This window comes from Serratia sp. Nf2, from assembly GCF_003028435.1.
In the GTDB taxonomy this organism is placed as follows: Bacteria; Pseudomonadota; Gammaproteobacteria; order Enterobacterales; family Enterobacteriaceae; genus Serratia; species Serratia marcescens_L.
The window spans coordinates 363659-382888 of sequence record NZ_PYTW01000003.1; the positions used below are offsets into that span (position 1 = coordinate 363659).

Here is a 19230-nt window from a genome sequence, read left to right on the forward strand (position 1 = left end):
AGACAGGGAGGTTTTCATGTTCGATGTCCGCAAGGCGACGCCGCTGCCCGCATGCTGGTGTTGCGCGCTGCTGGCGCTGCCGCTGGGCTGCGCCGCCGCCGACGGCTATACCTTCGATCCCGCACTGCTGCGCGGCAGCGTGCTGAGCAACAGCGCCCTGAGCCAGTTCAACCAGCAGGACGCCGTCGCTCCCGGCAGCTATCAGATCGATCTGTACCTCAACGGCCAGTTTCTCGAGCGCGACCAAATTCGCTTCGTGCGCGCAGGCAAGCAGGTGCTGCCCTGTTTCGATCGGCCGCAGCTGACGCGCTTCGGGCTGAAAAATCCGCCGGCGGCCGCCGAAGCGGAATGCCTGCTGCCCGGTCGGGATCTCAAGGACATCGCGGTGAACGCCGATATTTCGCGGCTGCGGCTGGATCTCAGCATTCCGCAGGCACTGTTGAACGGCCAGCCGCGCGGCAGCGTCAATCCCGCCAGCCTGGACAGCGGCGAATCGATGGCCTTCGTCAATTACAACCTCAACCAGTACCACGTCAGCTACCGACAGGGGCAAACTCGCGATCTCGACTCGACCTACGCCAACCTGAACGGCGGGTTCAACCTCGGGCTATGGCGCTACCGCCAGCAGTCCAGCTACCGCTACGATCGGGAGTTCGGCGGCCACCTGGACACCAGCCGCCGCTACGTGCAGCGCGCGATCTTGCCCTGGCGCAGCGAAATGCTGTTGGGCGAAGGTTTTACCGACGGGCACTTCTTCTCCGGCCTGGGCTTTCGCGGCATTCAGCTCAGTTCGGACGACCGCATGCTGCCGGATTCCCAGCGCGGCTATGCGCCGGTGGTGCGCGGCGTGGCAAAAAGCAACGCGCGCGTGACGGTGCTGCAGGGCAAAAGCACGCTGTATGAAACCACCGTCGCGCCGGGGCCGTTCGCCATCAACGATCTGTACGCCACCAACTACGCCGGCGATCTCACCGTGGTGGTGACGGAAGCCGACGGCAGCGTCAGCACCTTCACCGTGCCGTTCGCCGCGGTGCCGGAATCCATCCGCCCCGGTCAGTCGCGCTACTCCGCGATCGTCGGCCGTTCCCGCTACGTCGGCGACAACGATCTGTTCAGCGAAGTGACCTGGCAGCACGGCCTGACCAACGCCCTGACCTTCAACCTCGGCAACCAACTGGCGGACGGCTACCAGGCGATGATGCTGGGCGGGGTGTACAGCAGCTGGCTGGGCGCCTTCGGCATGGATACCACCTATTCCCACGCCAGCCTGCCGGACGGCAGCGCCTCCGGCTGGATGCTGCACCTCTCTTACAGCCGAACCTTCAGCCCGACGGATACCACGCTATCCATCGCCGGCTACCGCTACTCTACCGAGGGCTTTCGCGATCTCAGCGACGTGCTCGGCGTGCGGCGCGCCGCCGTCACCGGCCAAAACTGGCAGTCCGACTCCTACCGCCAGCGTTCGCGTTTCGAAGTCGCCGTCAATCAGGGGATGGGGGCGTTCGGCAGCCTGACGATGTCCGGCTCGACTCAGGACTACCGCGATCAGCGCGGCCGCGACAATCAGCTCCAGCTGGGCTGGGGGAAAACCTTCGGCAACGGCGTGGCGCTTAACCTCTCCGTCACCCGTACCCGCAGCCTGGGCTACAGCAACGGCGACTACCGCGGCTACGGGCCGCTGGATAATGTCTACAGCGCGCCGCTGGCGCAGAACACGCAGACCGTCACCGCCCTGTCGCTGAGCTTCCCGCTCGGCCGTTCGTCATCCGCCCCCAGCGTCTCGCTGCTGGCCAACCACAGCCAGGGCCAGGGGGGCAACTATCAGGCTGCGCTGTCGGGCAGCGTCGGCGACGAACAGCCGGTCAGCTACGGCCTGAACTTCACCACCGACGACGATCGCCAACAAAGTATCTGGGGCGGCAACCTGCAAACCCGTCTGCCTTACGCCAACGTCACCGGCTCGTTCTCCACCGCGCGCCAGTACCGACAAGGCTCCCTGTCGCTGCAGGGCGCCGTGGTGGCGCACCGCGGCGGCGTGACATTAGGGCCGTATGTCGGCGATACCTTCGCCCTGATCGAAGCGCCCGGCGCCAGCGGCGCACGGGTGATGGACGGCCAGGGCGCGCGCGTCGATCGTTTCGGCTACGCCCTGGCGCCGTCGCTGGTGCCCTATCACTACAACACCGTCGCGCTGAACCCCGAGGGCATGAACGACAAAGCGGAACTGGAAGATGGCCAGCGGCGCGTCGCTCCTTATGCCGGCGCTACGGTGCGTCTGCACTTCAACACCGTGCGCGGCCAGGCGCTGCTGATCACCGCGCAGCGGCCCGATAACGCGCCGATCCCGATGGGCGCCAACGTGTTGGACAACGCAGGCAACAGCGTAGGCATGGTCGGCCAGGCCAATCAGGTGTATCTGCGCAGCGACCGGAATGCCGGTGCGCTGACGCTGAACTGGGGCGACGCCCCCGGCCAGCAGTGCACGTTGCATTACCGCCTGCCCGCCGGGGAAGACGGCCCGATTCAACGGCTCAGCGCCCCGTGCCGCTAGCCCGTTCACACTTATTCTCAGGAGAGACGATGAAACGCATTGCTTACCCGATCGCCGCCCTGGCGCTGCTCGCCCTGTCGCTGTTCGGTGCGCCCGCCGCGCTGGCCCAATGTACCCGGGTCGCCCCCTGGATCGATTCCGGTTGCGATCCCTGCGGGGTGGGCACGGCGCTGGGCCGGGTTAACCTGACCAGCACTTACCTGCAGCCCGTCGGCACGCCGCTGGGCACCAGCGTGTTCGATCTTACGTCCGGCACGCGCTATCCCGATCCCAACAAGGTGTTGTATGAATGCGACGCCGGCGACGCGGGGCAGATCTATGAAGTCTTCGCCACCAACGGCGACGATCGCGTCGGTGGCTATTACGATCTGGGCGCCCAGGACGGTAACCCCAACTACTACGCCACCTACTTCCCCTACGTCGGCATCCGCCTGACCCATCTGGATTCCGGCAAGGTTTTTACCCGCTACTGGCAGTCGGCGCCGATTACCCGCTACGCCACCGTCGGCAGCAAAATTCAGATCCGGGTGAAAGACTTCAGCGCCATCCGTGCCGATTTGATCCGCATCAGCTCGCTGCCGGGCGCGGGTGCCAGCAACTACTGCGGCTACAGCGCCGGCAACCCGCTGGTGGGCATGGCCTCGACCACCGGCAATTCGAACTATACCTGCACGCAGCCGAACGGCTATGTCACCTTTCAGGGGCCCGGCATCGCCTCGGATCCTATCGGCAGCGACTCCGCCACCAACTACGCCACCTGGGGCACCGGGCGCTGGAATGCGATGGGCATGGGCACCGCACCGATCTCCTCATTGACCTATACCGCCACCTGCGTGGCGCGCAACGTCACGCCACTGGTGATCCTGCCGACCATATCCGTCAGCCAGTTGACCGCCGGGCAAACCTCACAGGCGCAGTTCACCCTCAATATCGAATGCGACAACGCCGCCGTGTCCGGCGTCAGCAGCAACAATACCGCCCTCGGCCTGCAGGTGCCGTATGAAAGCTACGTCGCGGCGCAGCAGCTCGGGCTGGTCAGCGCCAACGGCGGCGTGAGCTACCTGCTCTCCAGCGGCTACGGCACCGACAGCAGCGTCGCTACCGGCGTGGGCATCGCACTCGCCAACGCCGGCAACGGCGCACCGATGAATTTCGTCGGCTGGGCGCGCTGCAGCGCCGGGCAATGCCCGCAAGGTAATGACGCCGGCTGGTACCCGGTGCTCAATGGCGCCAGCGGCGGCGGCAGCACCGCGGCAGGGTTTACCCACTACACCACCCAGCTCACCGCCACGCTCGCCCGGCTGCCCGGGCAAACCGTCACCGCCGGCAAAGTGGACGCCAGGGCCTACGTCTGGGTTAAGGTGCAATGATGAGAAAGAAATATCTGACGATGGGATGCGCCCTGCTGCTGGCGCTGGCGACCATGGGCGCGCAGGCGGGCATCATCGCCTCCGCCACCCGGGTGATTTTCCGCGAGGGCGACACGGAAAAAACCCTGATGCTGCTCAACACCAACGGCTATCCGATCGTGGCGCAAACCTGGGTCGATAACGGCGACGTCAACGCCGCCCCCGAGCTGTCGCGCGCGCCGTTTGTCACCCTGCCCAGCGTATTCGCCCTGCCGCCTTCGGCGCTGAAAGGGCTGCGGATCCTGTTTGCCGGCGCGGCCCTGCCCACCGACAGGGAGTCGGTGTTCTGGCTTAACCTGTATGAGATCCCGCCCAACCGGCCGACCACGCCGCCGCTGGCGTCGCGCGTGACGTTGGCGATGAACACGCAGATGAAAATCTTCTACCGCCCCAAAGCGCTGACGGGGAAAGCCGAAAACGCAGCCGAGGCCGTCTCGTTCACGCTGCAACAATCACCGGGCGGCTATCTGCTGCGCTGTCACAACCGGTCGGCGTTTTATCTCTCCTTCGCCCGCATCGCCGTGCATACCGACAGGCGTGATTACCCGGTGCGGCAAGAAAGCGACATGATGACCGCGCCGTTCAGCATGCGGGATTATCACCTCGACGGCGTTACGGCGCCGACACTCCCTTCACAGGTCACCGTTCAGGCCACCCTCATCAACGACCAGGGCCAACAGATCGTCAAGTCATACACAGCAAACCCATAACGATAAAAAGCAGCACATTTTTTTTAAGTACAGGAAATAGGGAAAATGAGTCTAAGCAGATTCCAGCTACAGTTTCACCTGGAGAAACAGGCCAACATCATCAGGCAGTCACCGGCGTTTCACGCCGCCATCGTCAAACACGGGGAGCTATTGAAAGAGACCTACAAGAAACATCCGCTGTTTTACAAAATCATCTTCAGGAACAGCCGGTTCATCATTTGTTCCACCATCCTGTCCATTTACTACCACCAGCCCGCCGCCGGGCTGAAAGACATCAAAGCCTTTTTTAAAGGAAAGAACATGATCAGCGAGAACTCCCTGGACTCCTTTCTGTTCTTTCTGCGGGTCGGCCGTCGGCTGGAGGTCAAACCCTGCGAACATGACAAACGCCAGCTGCGCTATAAGCCTACGCCGCACGCGCTGGCGGAAACCCAGGCGCTGATCGCCTCCATGGCACTGCCCTATCAGGCGCTGGCGCCACAGATGCCCATCGCGACGCTGCTGGCGGCGCCCGACTTTCTGCCCACCTTTTTCGCCGCCTACGGCCAGTTGATGCTCAAGGAGATCTACCTGATCGATCTGGTGCCGCAATCCGGGCTGTTTATCAGCAAGGACGCCGGCCACATGGTGCTGCTGATGCTGCATATCGAAAGCATCCGGCAGGACTCCCCGTTTCTGCTGCTCTCCTCGGCGAAAATCGCCAAGTCGTGCTCCGTCTCACGCGCGCACGTCAATCGCATTCTGCAGGCGGCGGAAAAATCGGGCCTGCTGACCACCACCAATAACGTGGTGATCGAACTCAACAGCTCGTTCTTTATCATGGCAGAGCGCTATTTCAGCCTCTATTTCGCGATGGTCGAATTCGGGCTTGAACGGGTTTGGCACACGCCGCAGGCCGCCGAGCCCCGCTGAGCCGATTTACCGCTCCCGCAGCACCTTATCGATCAGCCCCCAGGCCGCCGCTTCGTCGGCGGTCATGAAGCGATCGCGATCCAGCGCCTGCTCCACCGCCTCATCACTCAGGCCGCAATGTTGAGCGTAAAGCCGAATCACTCGCTCTTTGGTGCGCTTCATCTCTTCGGCGTGGATCAAGATGTCGGAGGCCTGCCCCTGAAAGCCGCCCAGCGGCTGGTGCACGTGCAGGCTGGCGTTGGGCAGCGCCATGCGGTGCCCCGGTTCGCCGGCCATCAGCAGGAACGAGCCCATCGAACGCGCGGTGCCCATGCACAGGGTATGCACCGGCGCACGGATGTACTGCATGGTGTCGTAAATCGCCAGCCCGCTGCTGATCACTCCGCCCGGCGAGTTGATGTACAGGTGGATCGGTTTTTCCGGGTTTTCCGCCTCCAGAAACAGCAGTTGGGCGCACAGCATTTCGGCCACGTCGTCATTGACTTCGCCGTTGAGGAACACGATCCGATCGCGCAGCAGACGCGAATAAATATCAAAGGAACGTTCTCCCCGGCTGGTCTGCTCCACCACCATTGGGACGAGCATCATCTTCTCACGCATCGGTGAACTCCTGGGTTGGCAACAAAGGGAAGTGTGTTTAACGCATCAGGCGGCGCGCATCACCGTCGTCGGGCCGTCGTTGGCGGCATCAAGCTGGTGAATAATCCGCAGCAGGATGCCGCCGCCGGCATCCGGCACGATCTGCAGCGTCACCACGCTTTCGAGAAACGGCGGCTGGTCGTCACGCAGGCGATAGCTCACCGCCTCGCCCGGCGTAGTGGCCAGCGGCTCGGCCTGCGCCAGGTCGCACGTCGGCAGCCACTGCTCGCGCAGCGCGGGAATGCTGAGCGCCCGCCACACTTTTTCCGGCGGCGCATCGAGCGCATACTCCAATACCAGCCGATCGTGCGGCGGCGGCTCAGCCCGTTTGTTCATTGATCCATGTCCTTTAGCAAGGTTTGCAGCGCGTCGATGCGCGCCGGCCACCAGGTGCGGTACTTCGCCAGCCACTGGGCAATCTGCGCCAACCCGTCCGGGTCGACCTGATAATTGACGCAGCGCCCCTGCTTCGCCTCGCGTATCAGCCCGGCATTGCGCAGCACCGCCAGGTGTTGCGACATTGCCGACTGGCTGATGGGCAACCCTTCGCGCAGCGCGCTGGCGTTCATGCTGCCGGCGGCGAGTTTGTCGAAGATGGTGCGGCGGGTCGGATCGGCCAACGCTTTGAAGATGTCATTTTCGTTCATATAAAAACATTAGTATTCACTTATGTATTATGCAAACGCCGGGGCAGGAATTTTTTCCGCGAAGCGAGACTCCGCGCCGGTGCGCGGAGCCGATAGAGGAGAGATTACAGCGGCTTATTGCAAGCGGGCGTGGCCAGCGCGGGTTGCCCGGCCGGCGCCCCTTCCTGCGCCTCCAGCGCGAGACGCGCCAGCGGCATATCTTCGTGGTAGCGCGCCTCGGCGTTCAGGCTCTTCGAGTAGCGGTTGTACTTCCACCAGGCGTAACCCAGGAACACCACCAGCCCGCCGACGTTATAGAACACGATGGTCATGATGCTGGCGCCGGTCGGGAACGTCGAGGCGAAGAAACCGACGGTGAAGATGGCGATCAGCACGCTGACGATGGCGATGCCCTGCAGGCGCGAGCCCATTTTGAAATCGCGCGCCACCCGGTCGTACTTCAGCCGCAGATTCAGGTAGGCCAACATGATGAACAGCGGCGGCAGCATCGAGGCGGCGGCGGTCATGTTGATCAGCGTGTTCATCAAGTCCTGCACGCTGCTGGAACCCAACGTCGGGATCAGCATCAGCGGGATAACGATGAAAAACTGGATCCAGGCGGCGCGCGTCGGCACGCCGTGCCGGTTCAGGCGAATGGTTTTCTCGCCGAAAATGCCCTTCGGGATTTCGGTGAAGAAAATCTTCACCGGCGCCGCCGTCCACATCAGCAGCGAACCGAACATGGCGGTGAAGGAAACGATGCCGACGAAGCGGTTCATCAGCACCGTCGGCAGGCCGAAGTGCGCCGACAGGCCTTCGAACACCTGTACCGTACCGCCGGTAAAGTGCAGATCGGTGCGGTGCACGAAGACGTTAATCAGCAGCGAAGACACCGAATACAGCACGCCGATGAACAGCCCGGAAACGATGATCACCTTCACGAAGGCGCGGCTGCCGCCTTTCACATCGTTCACGTACACCGCCACAGATTCCGCCCCGCCCGCCGCCTGGAAGATCCAGGCGGTAATGCCGAGGAACGCCCAGTTGAAGTTCGGCGTCATCGCCTGCACGTTGATCGGGTCGGCCGGCTCAATGCCGCCCAGCACCGCCGCGCCCGCCAGAACGATGTAGGAAAACGTCAGCAGCAGCATCAGCGACGAGGTCACCGAGGTCATCGGCCCCAACAGTTTCGCGCCGCTGTTGGAGATGTAGGTCGAGAAGGCGAACAGGAAGATGCTGATGATCGCCGTGGTCAGCGGCGTAAACACGTAGTCATAGCCTAAAAACGCGTAAGAGGCGTAGGCGATGACGCGCGGCAATAGCGCGGTGAAGAAGAACAGGTTTACGAACCAATAGGTGTAGGCGGTGATAAACGCCCAACGCCCGCCGAGCGCGCTTTTCACCCAGGCATAGACGCCGGCCTCGGAATTGCGGTTGAGCGAGACGAACTCGGCGATGATCAGGCAAAAGGGAATGAAGTAAATGATCGTCGCCACCAGGAACACCGGCGACGAGGCGACCCCGAGCTGAATATTGTTGTTAATCACGTTGTTGAAACTGAACACTGCCGCAAACGTCATCGACAGCAGGCCAAACTTGCCGATGGTGTTTCTGTTCGACGCAGCCATAGAGATTCTCCGAATGGTGTAGGGGACTTCGGTTTGTTGTTATCGATCGGCGAGCGCGCTATTTATTGACGAAATAGCTGTCTTCCACCGTCACTTTTAAAATGACTTTTTTTACCTTGCCGCTTTCTGTGAAGCGGTGAGCCTGGTGGTTTTCGAAGATCACCACGTTGCCCTTGCCGACCCGGCGCTTCTCGCCCTCGCCGCTGAAAAACTCGCGGTCGGTTTCGTCCTGATAGGGTGCCACCGTCGTCAGCGCCCGTTTTTCGGCGACCTCGACGCTCTCTTCCCCGTCGAGGTAATAGTGCACGTCGAAGTAACGGCGATTGCCCTCCAGCCAGCCGTGCCGGCGGCCGACGCCGACGCTCAGCCGATACGTCAGCGAGTCGCCGATCGAATGGCACACGTTTGGGCTGATGCGATCGACATTGGCGATCGCCTCCATGCAGCGCAGCCACTTCTTGCCGCTGCGATAAATGCGCTGGAACTCCGCCAGGGATTCGAGAATGATCATGCGTTTTCCTCCGCAGACTGCGGGTGATGGTGAGCGGGCGCGAAGTCATAACCGGCGAGCGCGGCGCCCTGCGTTTGCCGCCCGTCGAACGGCACCAGCGTGAAGCCGTAGCTGAACGGCGCCAGATAGACCCGGTGGGTATCCAGCACTTCGGAGCCCCAGGAGTTGGAGCCGAGACCGAGGATCTGGTCGTCCAGGTTCAGCGTCAGGCAGTCGCTCGGCTCCAGCTCGTTGATGTGTTGGGCCTGGTGCAGCATCTCAGCGCTGTAAGGCCACAGGCTGAAATTGATCGGCCGCCGCGGCTGGATGAAGATCCCCTTGCCCGCCGCGTCCTGCAGGCTCAGCCAGCGCACGTCCTGCCGGTTGCCGTTGTCCTGCGGGAACGGATAGTATTCGAACAGCGCGTCGGCGCGCTGCCGGTAGTGGCCGATGAGGTTGGCCCGGCAGCTGTCACGGTAGTTCTCGCCCGGTCCGCGGCCGTAGTATTCCACCTGCTCGAAGCGGCGACTGATGCCGAAATCGAGACCGATTTTCGGGATAATCTGCCGGAAATCGCCGTAAGGCTCACCGGACAGATCCAGGCTGACGTGGCCCTGCGGGGAGATGCACCAGCGGTAGGTGCAGCGCATGCCAAAGTCGAACACCGGCGGCGCGATCAGGCTGTGCACCTCGAGCTGCAGATCTTCGCCCTGCCATTGCCGGCTGAGGCGGCGGAAGTGCTGCTGCATGATGGGGAAATGTTGCGGCAGCCAAATCCCCTCATATTCCTGTTTATGGTTATCGATCACCGGTTTGAAGAAGGTGATGCGCGGCGCTCGTCCCACCACGTCTTCACCGTCTACCCGCCACGACTGCAGTTCGCCGCTCAGCAGCGAGAACGCCAGCTGGAACCGGCCGCCGCTGACGATCAGCTGATGGTTTTCCTCGCGGCATTGCAGCGCCGGCGCATCGGCCAACGGTGGAGCCGGTCGCCGCGTCGCCGCCTGGCGCAGATGCTGATAATGCCCCAACCGCTGGTCGCTCTCGCTGTAGCGGGTGGCGCTGTCCTTATGCACCGCCACGTCGATCAGCGTTTCCCCCGGCCCCAGCGCCAACACCGGCAGATGCATGTCCTCGCTCTCGCCCGGCTGCAGATGCGGCAGCTTGAATTCGTAACTTGCCACCTGGCGGCCGTCGGTCTTGACGCTGACCTTCAGCGTGATGTCCGCCAGCGAGCTGAACCAATAGCGGTTTTTCACCCGCAGCACGTCACCCGCGCCCTCTTCCGCCGTCACCTCCACCGGGCACAGCACCTGCTGGTATTCCCGCAGGCCGGGGCCGGGGCGTTGGTCCGGGTAGATCAGGCCGTCCATACAGAAGTTGTAGTTGTTCGGGTAGTCGCCGTAATCACCGCCGTACTGGTAGCGTTCGCGCCCCTGCGCGTCGTGGCTCAGCAGGCCGTGATCGCACCACTCCCAGATGTAGTGCCCCTGCAAACTGGCGTGACGGTTGAACACCGACTGGTATTCGAACAGCCCGCCGGGGCCATTGCCCATCGCGTGGGCGTATTCGCACAGGATGCGCGGTTTGGGGTGCGGGTATTCGCCGAAGGCGTTCATCATCGCCACCCGGGAATACATGGTGCTGATCACGTCGGTCACTTCGGCGTCGCGATCTTCTTCATAGTGGATCAGACGGGTCGGATCGAGCGCCTTGCAGCGCCGGGCCATGGCACGAATGTTGCAGCCGTAGCCGGACTCGTTACCCAGCGACCAGATGATGATCGACGGGTGGTTTTTCTGCGCCGCCACGTGGCGCTCGATGCGCTCGACGTAGGCCTGCTCCCAGTGCGGATCGTCGGTGATGCGGCTTAGATCGCCGACGTTGGCGAAGCCGTGGCTCTCCAGATCGGTCTCCGCCATCACGAACAGACCATAGATATCACACAGCTCGTAAAAGCGCGGGTCGTTGGGGTAATGGGCGGTGCGCACCGAGTTGATGTTGTGCTGCTTCATCAGCACGATGTCTCGCTCCACCCGTGCCATATCGACGGCGCGCCCTTTGCGGTGATCGTGATCGTGGCGGTTGACGCCGTGCAGTTTGAGGTAGCGCCCATTGACGTACATCAGCCCGTCACGTACCGCGATCTCGCGGAACCCTACCCGCTGCGGCACCACGCCCAGCAGATTGCCGGCGCCGTCATACAGGCTGAGCAGCAGCTGATACAGATAGGGATTTTCCGCATTCCACTGCTGCGGACGGCTGACCGGCAGTTCGAAACGGCAGTTCAGCGCCTGCTCGATGCGCAGATCGTCGCGCCACTGCTCCGCCACGCAGCGATCGCCGTCGAACAGCTGCGCCTGCAGGCGGCAGCCCTCGGCGGCCTGCACACCGAGATGGCGCAGCTCGGCGTCGATCGCCAACTGCGCGTCGCAGTAGCGTTCATCGAAGGTGGTGACCAGCGTCAGGTCGTGAATGTGGGTAGCGCGCTGGCCGATCAGGTAGACGTCGCGAAAGATGCCGGCCATCCACCACATGTCCTGATCTTCGATGTAGGTGGAATCGGCCCACTGCATCACCCGCACCGACAGCAGGTTCTCGCCCTGCCGCACATAGGGGCTGATGTCGAACTCGGCGCACAGTCGGCTGCCCTTGCTGAAGCCGACATAGTCGCCGTTAACGTACACCTCGAAGTAGGTTTCCACGCCGTCGAATTTGATCAGCACCTGCTGATCTTGCCAACCGGCGTCGAGCGTAAAGTGGCGCTGATAGGCACCGGTGGGGTTGTTGGTCGGCACGTAAGGCACGTCGATCGGGAACGGGAAGCCCTCGTCGGTGTACTGCAGGTGGCCGTGCCCTTCCAACTGCCACATGCCCGGCACCGCCATATCGCCCCAGTCGTTCATCGGCTCCCGGTAAAACGCCGCCGGCACCTGCGCCGGGTGCTCGAAGAAGCGAAAACGCCAGCGGCCGCTCAGCAGTTGGAAGCGCCGGCTGGCGTTGCGATCGAAGCTCAGCGCCTGCCCGGCGTCCGCGTAGCTGAAGAAGCTCGCGCGCGGCGCCAACCGGTGCTCCGACTGTTTTTCAATATTTTCCCAATTATTCACGTCACGTCTCCCGACACCTGTGCAATGCGGAAACGATAGTAAATATTTAGTAAAAACTACAGTTGATATTTACCAAATGACGACAGGATCACAATAAATCTCAAATGCCTTTTTTTATCATGACGTTAATTTTGGGCGCCAACGCAACGCCCCGCCGAGGCGGGGGCCGGTCAGGCGACGGTGGTGTCGCGTAGCTGCAGCGAGCTGGGAACGAAGATCGACAGCGGGACGGCGCGCTCATCGCGCAGCCGCTCCACCAGCAGGTTGACGGCCTGTGCGCCCATGGTTTCCGAAGGGATGCGCACCGTGGACAAGGCGGGGAAAATAAAGCGGGCGGTGGGAATGTCGTTGACGCTGATCAGCGCGATCTGCCCCGGCACCTGAATGCCGTGTTCGTGCAGCGCGCGCAGCACGCCGATCGCGATCGAATCGGTCGCCACCAGCAGCGCCGGCGGATAGCCATTCTTGCTCTGCAACATCGCTTTGGCGCACTGGTAGCCCGACTGGCTGCTGAAATCGCCGTGGTAAATATCCTGCGCTCGCACCACGTTTTGCTGCCGGCCATACTCGACGAACGCCTGTTCGCGCTGGTCGATACCGGCCGGATCGTCGCGGCCGCCGATAAAGCCGATGCGCTGATAGCCGCGGCCGATGAAGTAGTCGATCACCTTGCGGCTGATCTTGTACAGGTCGACATTGACGCAGTCGAACCGCTCATCCTCCACCACGCCGTCGATGAATACGACCGGCGTTTCCTGCTGCCTGAGCTGCTCATACAGCGCGGGCTGTGGCCGGCCGATCACCAGCAGGCCGTCGGCCGCCGGCAGCGCCTTGTCGCCGTTGAAGTCGTAGCCGGCGCTCAGCGCCACGCCCAGCTTTTCGCACTGCGTTTCGATGCCGTAGCGCATCGCCAGGTAATAGGGATCGTTGATCTCCACGCCCTGCGTGTAGGTAAACAGCGCGGCGAAATGCAGGCGTTGCCCGCTTTGCCGTTTGGAAAGCGCGACCTTGTATTCGAGGCGCTCCGCCGCTTCCAGGATCTTCTGGCGGGTTTGCGCTTTCACGCTCAGGGTGGGGTCGTCATTCAACACGCGCGAAACGGTGGCGACGGACACATTAGCGGCTTCAGCAATTTCCTTCAGTGTGGCCATAGAGTCCCAATGCACAGACGAAAAACGGTAGCTTAAACGGATAGCGCCGCGGCGTACAGCGCCGCCCGCCTCCTCTCCTTGCCAGACCGGGCCAGAGCACGCTCATGCCAGCCGTTGCCGGGCACCTGCAGCGAAAGATACCCATTTCGCCCGCTGTGATCAAGTTAACGCTTTACTGATTTAAGCGTATTTTTTACTAAATATTTTACTAATATACCTGCCGTTTACCGCCCATAAGGGCGGACTTTTTCTCTTCTCCCAGGGAGCCGGGAGCGACCTCGCGTGAGCCGCCGCTCGGCTGACGTGCCGAACCACCCAACATCAGGCCTATGCCCCATGAAACTACTAAGCCATCACGCCCTGTTGCCCTTGCTGCTGCTCGTTAGCGCACCCGCCTGGGCGGCTCAAGAACCGGTTACCCCGGCGGAGCGCAATCAGCTCCCTCCGCCGCCGCTACCCGATAGCGCCGCGACCGCCCTGCGTTTTTACGGCGAGCTCGGCATCGGCGGCAGCGTCTATTTGAACGGCGAACATCAGCATCAATACAGCGACGGCACCTATATCGAAGGTGGCCTGGAGATCAAGCGGGGCCACTGGTTCGGGCTGATTTACGGCGAAGGCTGGACCGTGCAGGCGGACAGCCAGGGCCACGCCTGGACGCCGGGCCACGGCTGGGGCGGTTTCGAGGGCGGGTTGAACCGCTTTTACGGCGGTTACCGCACCGACGACGGCACCGAGATGATGCTCAGCGTGCGCAACGATTCGTCGCTCGACGATTTGCAATGGTGGGGTGACTTCACGCCGGAGTATGGCTACGTGATCCCCAATACCCGCGATCTCAGCTACGCCGCCAAACTGCAAAACCTGACCGGGCGCTTTCGCTACAGCGTGACGGCGGCGCCGGAAAGCCGCATCGACGAGAGCAAGGCGCTGCTGCACTTCGGTAAATACGACCGCTATTCCGACAAGTATACCTATCGGGCGATGGTCAACGGCTACACCCAGTACGACCTGCAGGACAATCTGACGCTGCTGACCGGCCTGGAAGTGACCGACGGTCTGGGGCAGCTGTTTCTGCTGGGGCTGCGCGGCCAGCACCTGGCCGGCCGCGTCTGGCACCACACCGGCAAAGGCGACAGCGGCGGCCATCCCGGCAGCGAGTCGGGCCTGATGCTCAGCGCGATGACGGAAACCGCCAAAGGGCTGTTTCTCTCCACCGCCTACAGCTACGCCCGCCACCGGTTTGATAACGCGGCGGATACCGCCACCTCATACGCCCAGTTCGGCGTCTGGTACGAATACGCCGGCGGCAAACTGGCCACCGCGCTGGACAGCAAATTCTTCATGCGCAACGACAGCACCGATGCCAGCAACTCGGTGTTTCTGATGCAATATTTCTATTGGTAACCGTTGAGGCTTCTACGATGAACATGACTCCCCTGACCCCGCTGGCCACTGCCCTCACCCTCGCGTTGGCGCTGACGGGCTGTGCGCCGAAAATGCCCGACGCCGACGCCCCGTTGGCCGAGCGCTATAAAAACGTCATCGACCGCCACGGCGCGCCGCACTTTATGCTCGACTACGATTTCGACGATCACCAGCGCTTCAATCCGTTCTTCGATCTCGGCGCCTGGCACGGCCACCTGTTGCCTAGCGGGCCGGAAGGCATGGGCGGTTTCCCCGGCCCGGCGCTGCTGACCGAAGAGTACATCAACTTTATGGCCAACAATTTCGATCGGCTCAGCGTCTATCGAGACGGTAAACCGGTGCATTTCACCATGACGGCCTACAGCCTGCCCGGCGCCCTGGTGCAGCGGCTCAGCGCGCCGGGCGTGACCGTCAACCTGACGCTGCGCTTCGCCGCTGCGCGCACCTCGCTGCTGGAAACCCAAATCCTGACCGACACGCCGCTGGATCTGGTGTGGGACGGTGAATTGCTGGAGCGCTACGCGGCCAAAGAGCAAAAACCGCAGCCGCCGGCGACCCTCGAGCAGGCGTTTCCGGACTACACGCGCCGCATTGTGCCGACCGCTGACGGCCTGCGCGTCACCTTCGGCAAGGTGCGCGCGCCGTCGCAGCTGATGACCTCGGGCCAGTCCGAGTATCAGATCCACAAATCGCTGCCGCAGCGTACCACGGTCGACGGCCACCGCTTCCGCGCCACGGCGCGCATCACCGGTTCCACCACCCTGTACACCACCTACTCGCACCTGCTCACCGCCGAAGAGGCGCAGCGCGAACAGCGCGCTATCGCCGATATCCTCGCTCACCCGCAGCGCTATATGGCCGCGTCGGCCCAGCGTTGGGAACGCTATCTCGCCACTGGGCTCAGCAACCCGCACGCCACGCCGGAACAAACCCGCGTGGCGGTCAAAGCGATGGAAACGCTGAACGGCAACTGGCGCGGCGCAGCCGGGGCGATGAAGTTCGACTCGGTCACCCCGTCGGTGACCGGGCGCTGGTTCTCCGGCAACCAAACCTGGCCGTGGGACACCTGGAAGCAGGCCTACGCCATGGCGCACTTCAACCCGGACGTGGCCAAGGACAACATTCGCGCAGTATTCGCCTTCCAGATCCGGCCGGGCGACACCCTGCGCCCGTGGGACGCCGGTTTTCTGCCCGACCTTATCGCCTACAACCCCAGCCCGGAGCGCGGCGGCGACGGCGGCAACTGGAACGAGCGCAACACCAAGCCGAGCCTGGCGGCCTGGGCGGTGATGGAAGTGTATCGCGTCACCGGCGATAAGGGCTGGCTGGCGGAGATGTACCCGAAGCTGGTGGCCTACCATGACTGGTGGCTGCGCAACCGCGATCACAACGGCAACGGCGTGCCGGAGTACGGCGCCACCCGCGACAAAGCGCACAATACCCCCGACGGGCGCATGTTGTTTACCGTCAAGCGCGGGCAGCGCGAGCAAACGCTGGCCGGCCTCGACAATTACGATCGCATCGTGCGAGAGGGGCAGTACGACAGCATCGAGATCCCGGCGCAGACCGCCGCCTCCTGGGAGTCGGGCCGCGACGATGCGGCGGTATTCGGTTTTATCGATCCGGAACAATTGGCGCGCTATGTGGCCCAGGGCGGCAAACGCGAAGATTGGCAGGTGAAATTCGCCGAAAACCGCGCGCCGGACGGCACGCTGCTCGGCTACTCGCTGCTGCAGGAGTCGGTGGATCAGGCCAGCTATATGTACAGCGACAACCGCTATCTGGCGGAGATGGCCGATATTCTGGGCCGCGGTGCCGAGGCCGCTGCCTTCCGCGCCAAAGCCGACCGGCTGGCGGCCTACATCAACACCTGCATGTTCGACAAGCAGAGCGGTTTCTTCTATGACATCCGCATCGAAAGCCGGCCGTTGGCCAACGGCTGCGCCGGCAAACCGATCGTCGAACGCGGCAAAGGGCCGGAAGGCTGGTCGCCGCTGTTCAACGGCGCCGCCAGCCAGCCGCACGCCGATGCGGTGGTCAGGGTGATGAAGGATCCGCGTGAGTTCAATACCTACGTGCCGCTCGGCACCGCGGCGCTGACCAACCCGGCGTTCGGCGCGGACATCTACTGGCGCGGCCGCGTGTGGGTCGATCAGCTGTATTTCGGCCTCAAGGGCATGGAGCGCTACGGCTATCGCGACGACGCGGTGGCAATGGCGCAGGCCTTCTTCCGCCACGCCGACGGCTTGGTCGCCGACGGGCCGATCCGCGAGAACTACAACCCGCTCACCGGCAAGCAGCAAGGCGCGCCGAACTTCTCCTGGAGCGCGGCGCACCTGTACATGTTGTATAACGACTTCTTCACGCAATAAGCCGCTGCGGCCACCGCCATCGTTGCCCGGCGGTGGCCCGCGTTTATGAGCGGATCGGGATCACCAGTACGTCGATATTGAGCTGGTTGATGGCATTGCGGGTGGAAGAAAACAGGTTGCTCCACAGATCGTGGTGATGGCCGAACACCAGCAGATCGATGTTCTTATCCACGACTGCCGTGCGCAGTTCGTCAACGAAGCCGCCGCGTCCGATAATCACTTCCGCGATCGGGTAATTGACGTTTTGCGTGGTGGGCTCCAGCTCTTTGCGGATCTTCTCTTCGAACGGCACGCCGTTATCGCTGCGCTCCGAAAAGCCGATCGCCGCGTGGTAGGTGTCGTAGTGAACGTCCACATAGATCAGCGAGAGTTTGGCCTGCAGCGCCTCCGCCAGCAGCGCCCCCTTTTCGACCAGCCGTTTGCCGTCATCGCTCAGATCGGTGGCGATGACAATATGGTGGTAACACATAGCGCCTCCTGTCATGGACTCGGTAGAGCCGAGGCTCCGATATCACGCCGGGGTCATATCGTTATGGTTAATTTTAGTTCAGAAATGGCGCGTATGACGGATGGCGACGCGGTGGGAAAGCCCCGTTACCGGGGCTGAAGGCAAAAAATTACTTCTCGCGCTGCGCCTCAAACCAGACGTTGCACAGCGACAGGATCAGCGTGTTGGCGTCTTTCACCAGCACGTTATCGCCGGGCACCCCATCGGTGCCCTGATCGGTGATGCCTTTGATGGCGGTATCCGCGTGCTGAATGGCCACGCGTTCGACCGACGGCGTGCTGATGCCCAGCATCGGGAAATCGATGTAGGAGCTGCTGCCGGAATTGTCCTCGACAAACTCCTGCGCTTCTACGGTGCTGACGGTGGCCCCTTCGCTTTTCAGCGCCGTGCCGTTCCAGCTGAACGCATCCGCTTTGTAGCTGATTTTGCCGCCGATCAGGCTCTGCGCCTGCTGTTGATCCCAGCAGCCGGTGGTCTGGGTCGGCACAATTTTACTGACGCGCCAGTTGCCCAGCAGCTGTTTGGGGATCGGCCCGGTATCGCTCTCCGCCGCCCGAACCTGAGTCGCCGAGACGCAGGCCAACACCACCAGCGGCAGCAGCGCCTTGCTCCAAATGTTCAATCGCATTGTCTTTTCCTTCGTTTCAGTACCCAGTCTGCCCTCACGGGCCAACGGCTATCATAATAAGCCCGCCGATTCGCCGTCAAAACAATCCGCACCGCGCCAGGCGGCGGCCGCTCATAGCTAATCGCTATGAGTCATAGTGAATCAGTATTTTGTTTTAGCCCAGCGATTACCTACAGTCACTGCCACTATTCTGCCCGCCAAAATTAGCAGGCAATGTTGACAAGGACCCTGGGAAAATGACATTTACGCTGAAAAACCTCACCCTGGCGCTGGCCGCCGCCGGCACGCTGCTGCTGACCGCCTGCGGCCCAGCCACACAGGACGATCACCACATCAAGGTCGGCATCAGCGCCGGCATCGATCAGTCGCTGTGGGCGGTGGTGCAAAAGGTCGCCAAGCAGAAATACGATCTGGACGTGGAGGTGGTGACATTCAACGACTACGTGCTGCCGAACGAAGCGCTGAACAACGGCGATCTGGACATCAACGCCTTCCAGCACAAGCCGTATCTGGACAAGCAGATGCAGGAGCGCGGCTACAAACTGGCGGCGGTGGGCAACACCTTCGTCTACCCGATCGCCGGGTATTCGAAGAAGATAACCGCACTCAGCCAACTGCCGGACGGCGCGCAGGTGGCGGTGCCGAACGATCCGACCAACCTGGGCCGCTCGCTGCTGCTGTTGCAAAAACAGGGGCTGATCACCCTGAAAGACGGCGTCGGCCTGCTGCCGACCGCACTGGACATCGTCGGCAACCCGAAAAAGCTGAAGATCGTCGAGATTGAAGCGCCGCAGCTGCCGCGCGCGCTGGACGACCAACAGGTGACGCTGGCGATCATCAACACCAACTATTCCAGCCAGATCGGCCTGTCGCCGGCCAAGGACGGGCTGTTTGTCGAAGACAAAAACTCGCCGTACGTCAATATATTCGCCAGCCGCATCGACAACAAAGACAGCGAGAAAGTGAAGGATCTGGTCAAGGCCTATCAGACCGACGAAGTGGCGGCCAGCGCCGCCGACATCTACAAGGGCGACGCCGTCAAAGGCTGGTAACCCTCCCCCGCATGCCCGT

Annotated in this window: 16 protein-coding genes; 7 read left to right on the forward strand and 9 right to left on the reverse strand. The window is 62.4% G+C overall.

The genetic code is table 11. The features are described 5' to 3' along the window. The first annotated feature begins 16 nt into the window (after window positions 1-16). Genes C9411_RS09555 through C9411_RS09570 form a run of 4 tightly spaced genes read left to right on the forward strand, consistent with a single transcriptional unit; the run spans window position 17 to window position 5582 of the window. Window positions 17-2551 carry a fimbria/pilus outer membrane usher protein gene (locus tag C9411_RS09555; protein WP_107226942.1) on the forward strand — a complete coding sequence of 845 codons (2535 nt, stop codon included), beginning with the start codon at window positions 17-19 and terminating at the stop codon, window positions 2549-2551. A gap of 29 nt (window positions 2552-2580) precedes the next feature. Then, the gene (locus C9411_RS09560; RefSeq protein WP_063989575.1) at window positions 2581-3921 is read left to right on the forward strand and encodes a fimbrial protein; all 1341 of its coding nucleotides are present in this window, start codon (window positions 2581-2583) and stop codon (window positions 3919-3921) included. After that, the gene (locus tag C9411_RS09565; RefSeq protein WP_063989574.1) at window positions 3921-4670 is read left to right on the forward strand and encodes a molecular chaperone; all 750 of its coding nucleotides are present in this window, start codon (window positions 3921-3923) and stop codon (window positions 4668-4670) included. Before C9411_RS09560 ends, C9411_RS09565 begins: the two co-directional genes overlap by 1 nt. Window positions 4671-4715: 45 nt before the next feature. After that, a complete protein-coding gene (locus C9411_RS09570; protein ID WP_063989573.1) occupies window positions 4716-5582 on the forward strand; it encodes a hypothetical protein in 867 nt (288 codons plus the stop codon). Window positions 5583-5588: 6 nt separating this feature from the next. On the opposite strand, the gene C9411_RS09575 is transcribed toward C9411_RS09570, so the two are convergent. The 7 genes from C9411_RS09575 to ebgR all read right to left on the reverse strand — a co-directional run bounded on the left by C9411_RS09575 (window position 5589) and on the right by ebgR (window position 13223). Next, window positions 5589-6182, reverse strand: a complete 594-nt coding sequence (locus C9411_RS09575) for an ATP-dependent Clp protease proteolytic subunit (protein ID WP_063989572.1) — start codon at window positions 6180-6182, stop codon at window positions 5589-5591. A 45-nt stretch (window positions 6183-6227) separates the two neighbouring features. Next, complete coding sequence (locus C9411_RS09580; protein WP_107226943.1) at window positions 6228-6557, reverse strand: SRPBCC domain-containing protein; 330 nt, start codon at window positions 6555-6557, stop codon at window positions 6228-6230. Next, window positions 6554-6868, reverse strand: coding sequence for a helix-turn-helix transcriptional regulator (locus C9411_RS09585; protein ID WP_063989570.1), 315 nt, complete (start codon window positions 6866-6868; stop codon window positions 6554-6556). The genes C9411_RS09580 and C9411_RS09585 overlap by 4 nt, the downstream gene beginning before the upstream one ends. A gap of 104 nt (window positions 6869-6972) precedes the next feature. Beyond that, window positions 6973-8475 carry an amino acid permease gene (locus tag C9411_RS09590; RefSeq protein ID WP_063989569.1) on the reverse strand — a complete coding sequence of 501 codons (1503 nt, stop codon included), beginning with the start codon at window positions 8473-8475 and terminating at the stop codon, window positions 6973-6975. Between the two features lie 58 nt (window positions 8476-8533). Then, window positions 8534-8986 carry a beta-galactosidase subunit beta gene (locus C9411_RS09595; protein WP_107226944.1) on the reverse strand — a complete coding sequence of 151 codons (453 nt, stop codon included), beginning with the start codon at window positions 8984-8986 and terminating at the stop codon, window positions 8534-8536. Beyond that, complete coding sequence (ebgA, locus tag C9411_RS09600; RefSeq protein ID WP_107226945.1) at window positions 8983-12072, reverse strand: beta-galactosidase subunit alpha; 3090 nt, start codon at window positions 12070-12072, stop codon at window positions 8983-8985. Before ebgA ends, C9411_RS09595 begins: the two co-directional genes overlap by 4 nt. Window positions 12073-12242: 170 nt before the next feature. Further along, complete coding sequence (gene ebgR / locus C9411_RS09605; protein WP_107226946.1) at window positions 12243-13223, reverse strand: transcriptional regulator EbgR; 981 nt, start codon at window positions 13221-13223, stop codon at window positions 12243-12245. Window positions 13224-13559: 336 nt separating this feature from the next. Between ebgR and ygjJ the strand changes: the two genes are divergently transcribed. Together ygjJ and ygjK are read left to right on the forward strand one after the other, a co-directional pair. Next, window positions 13560-14630: a protein YgjJ gene (ygjJ, locus tag C9411_RS09610; protein ID WP_063989565.1), complete on the forward strand. Its 1071-nt coding sequence runs from the start codon at window positions 13560-13562 to the stop codon at window positions 14628-14630. A gap of 17 nt (window positions 14631-14647) precedes the next feature. Beyond that, window positions 14648-17023: an alpha-glucosidase gene (gene ygjK, locus C9411_RS09615; RefSeq protein WP_107226947.1), complete on the forward strand. Its 2376-nt coding sequence runs from the start codon at window positions 14648-14650 to the stop codon at window positions 17021-17023. 43 nt (window positions 17024-17066) lie between these two features. Here the strand turns inward: ygjK and C9411_RS09620 are convergent, their stop codons facing one another. Together C9411_RS09620 and C9411_RS09625 are read right to left on the reverse strand one after the other, a co-directional pair. Beyond that, entirely contained in the window at window positions 17067-17492 is a 426-nt protein-coding gene (locus tag C9411_RS09620; protein ID WP_049204172.1) for a universal stress protein, read from the reverse strand. Window positions 17493-17640: 148 nt separating this feature from the next. Further along, on the reverse strand, window positions 17641-18159 hold the full coding sequence (locus C9411_RS09625; protein WP_107226948.1) for a hypothetical protein: 519 nt from the start codon (window positions 18157-18159) through the stop codon (window positions 17641-17643). 236 nt (window positions 18160-18395) lie between these two features. Between C9411_RS09625 and metQ the strand changes: the two genes are divergently transcribed. Next, window positions 18396-19211 (forward strand): methionine ABC transporter substrate-binding lipoprotein MetQ, encoded by an 816-nt coding sequence (metQ, locus tag C9411_RS09630; protein WP_063989564.1) that lies wholly within the window; start codon window positions 18396-18398, stop codon window positions 19209-19211. Window positions 19212-19230 lie beyond the last annotated feature (19 nt).

Coding starts and splice junctions, on each gene's coding strand:
- C9411_RS09625 (WP_107226948.1), bottom strand. CDS start 18,159: ATGCGATTGAACATTTGGAGCAAGGCGCTGCTGCCGCTGGTGGTGTTG.
- C9411_RS09590 (WP_063989569.1), bottom strand. CDS start 8,475: ATGGCTGCGTCGAACAGAAACACCATCGGCAAGTTTGGCCTGCTGTCG.
- C9411_RS09575 (WP_063989572.1), bottom strand. CDS start 6,182: ATGCGTGAGAAGATGATGCTCGTCCCAATGGTGGTGGAGCAGACCAGC.
- C9411_RS09595 (WP_107226944.1), bottom strand. CDS start 8,986: ATGATCATTCTCGAATCCCTGGCGGAGTTCCAGCGCATTTATCGCAGC.
- metQ (WP_063989564.1), top strand. CDS start 18,396: ATGACATTTACGCTGAAAAACCTCACCCTGGCGCTGGCCGCCGCCGGC.
- C9411_RS09620 (WP_049204172.1), bottom strand. CDS start 17,492: ATGTGTTACCACCATATTGTCATCGCCACCGATCTGAGCGATGACGGC.
- C9411_RS09570 (WP_063989573.1), top strand. CDS start 4,716: ATGAGTCTAAGCAGATTCCAGCTACAGTTTCACCTGGAGAAACAGGCC.
- ygjK (WP_107226947.1), top strand. CDS start 14,648: ATGAACATGACTCCCCTGACCCCGCTGGCCACTGCCCTCACCCTCGCG.
- C9411_RS09580 (WP_107226943.1), bottom strand. CDS start 6,557: ATGAACAAACGGGCTGAGCCGCCGCCGCACGATCGGCTGGTATTGGAG.
- ebgR (WP_107226946.1), bottom strand. CDS start 13,223: ATGGCCACACTGAAGGAAATTGCTGAAGCCGCTAATGTGTCCGTCGCC.
- C9411_RS09555 (WP_107226942.1), top strand. CDS start 17: ATGTTCGATGTCCGCAAGGCGACGCCGCTGCCCGCATGCTGGTGTTGC.
- ygjJ (WP_063989565.1), top strand. CDS start 13,560: ATGAAACTACTAAGCCATCACGCCCTGTTGCCCTTGCTGCTGCTCGTT.
- C9411_RS09585 (WP_063989570.1), bottom strand. CDS start 6,868: ATGAACGAAAATGACATCTTCAAAGCGTTGGCCGATCCGACCCGCCGC.
- C9411_RS09560 (WP_063989575.1), top strand. CDS start 2,581: ATGAAACGCATTGCTTACCCGATCGCCGCCCTGGCGCTGCTCGCCCTG.
- C9411_RS09565 (WP_063989574.1), top strand. CDS start 3,921: ATGAGAAAGAAATATCTGACGATGGGATGCGCCCTGCTGCTGGCGCTG.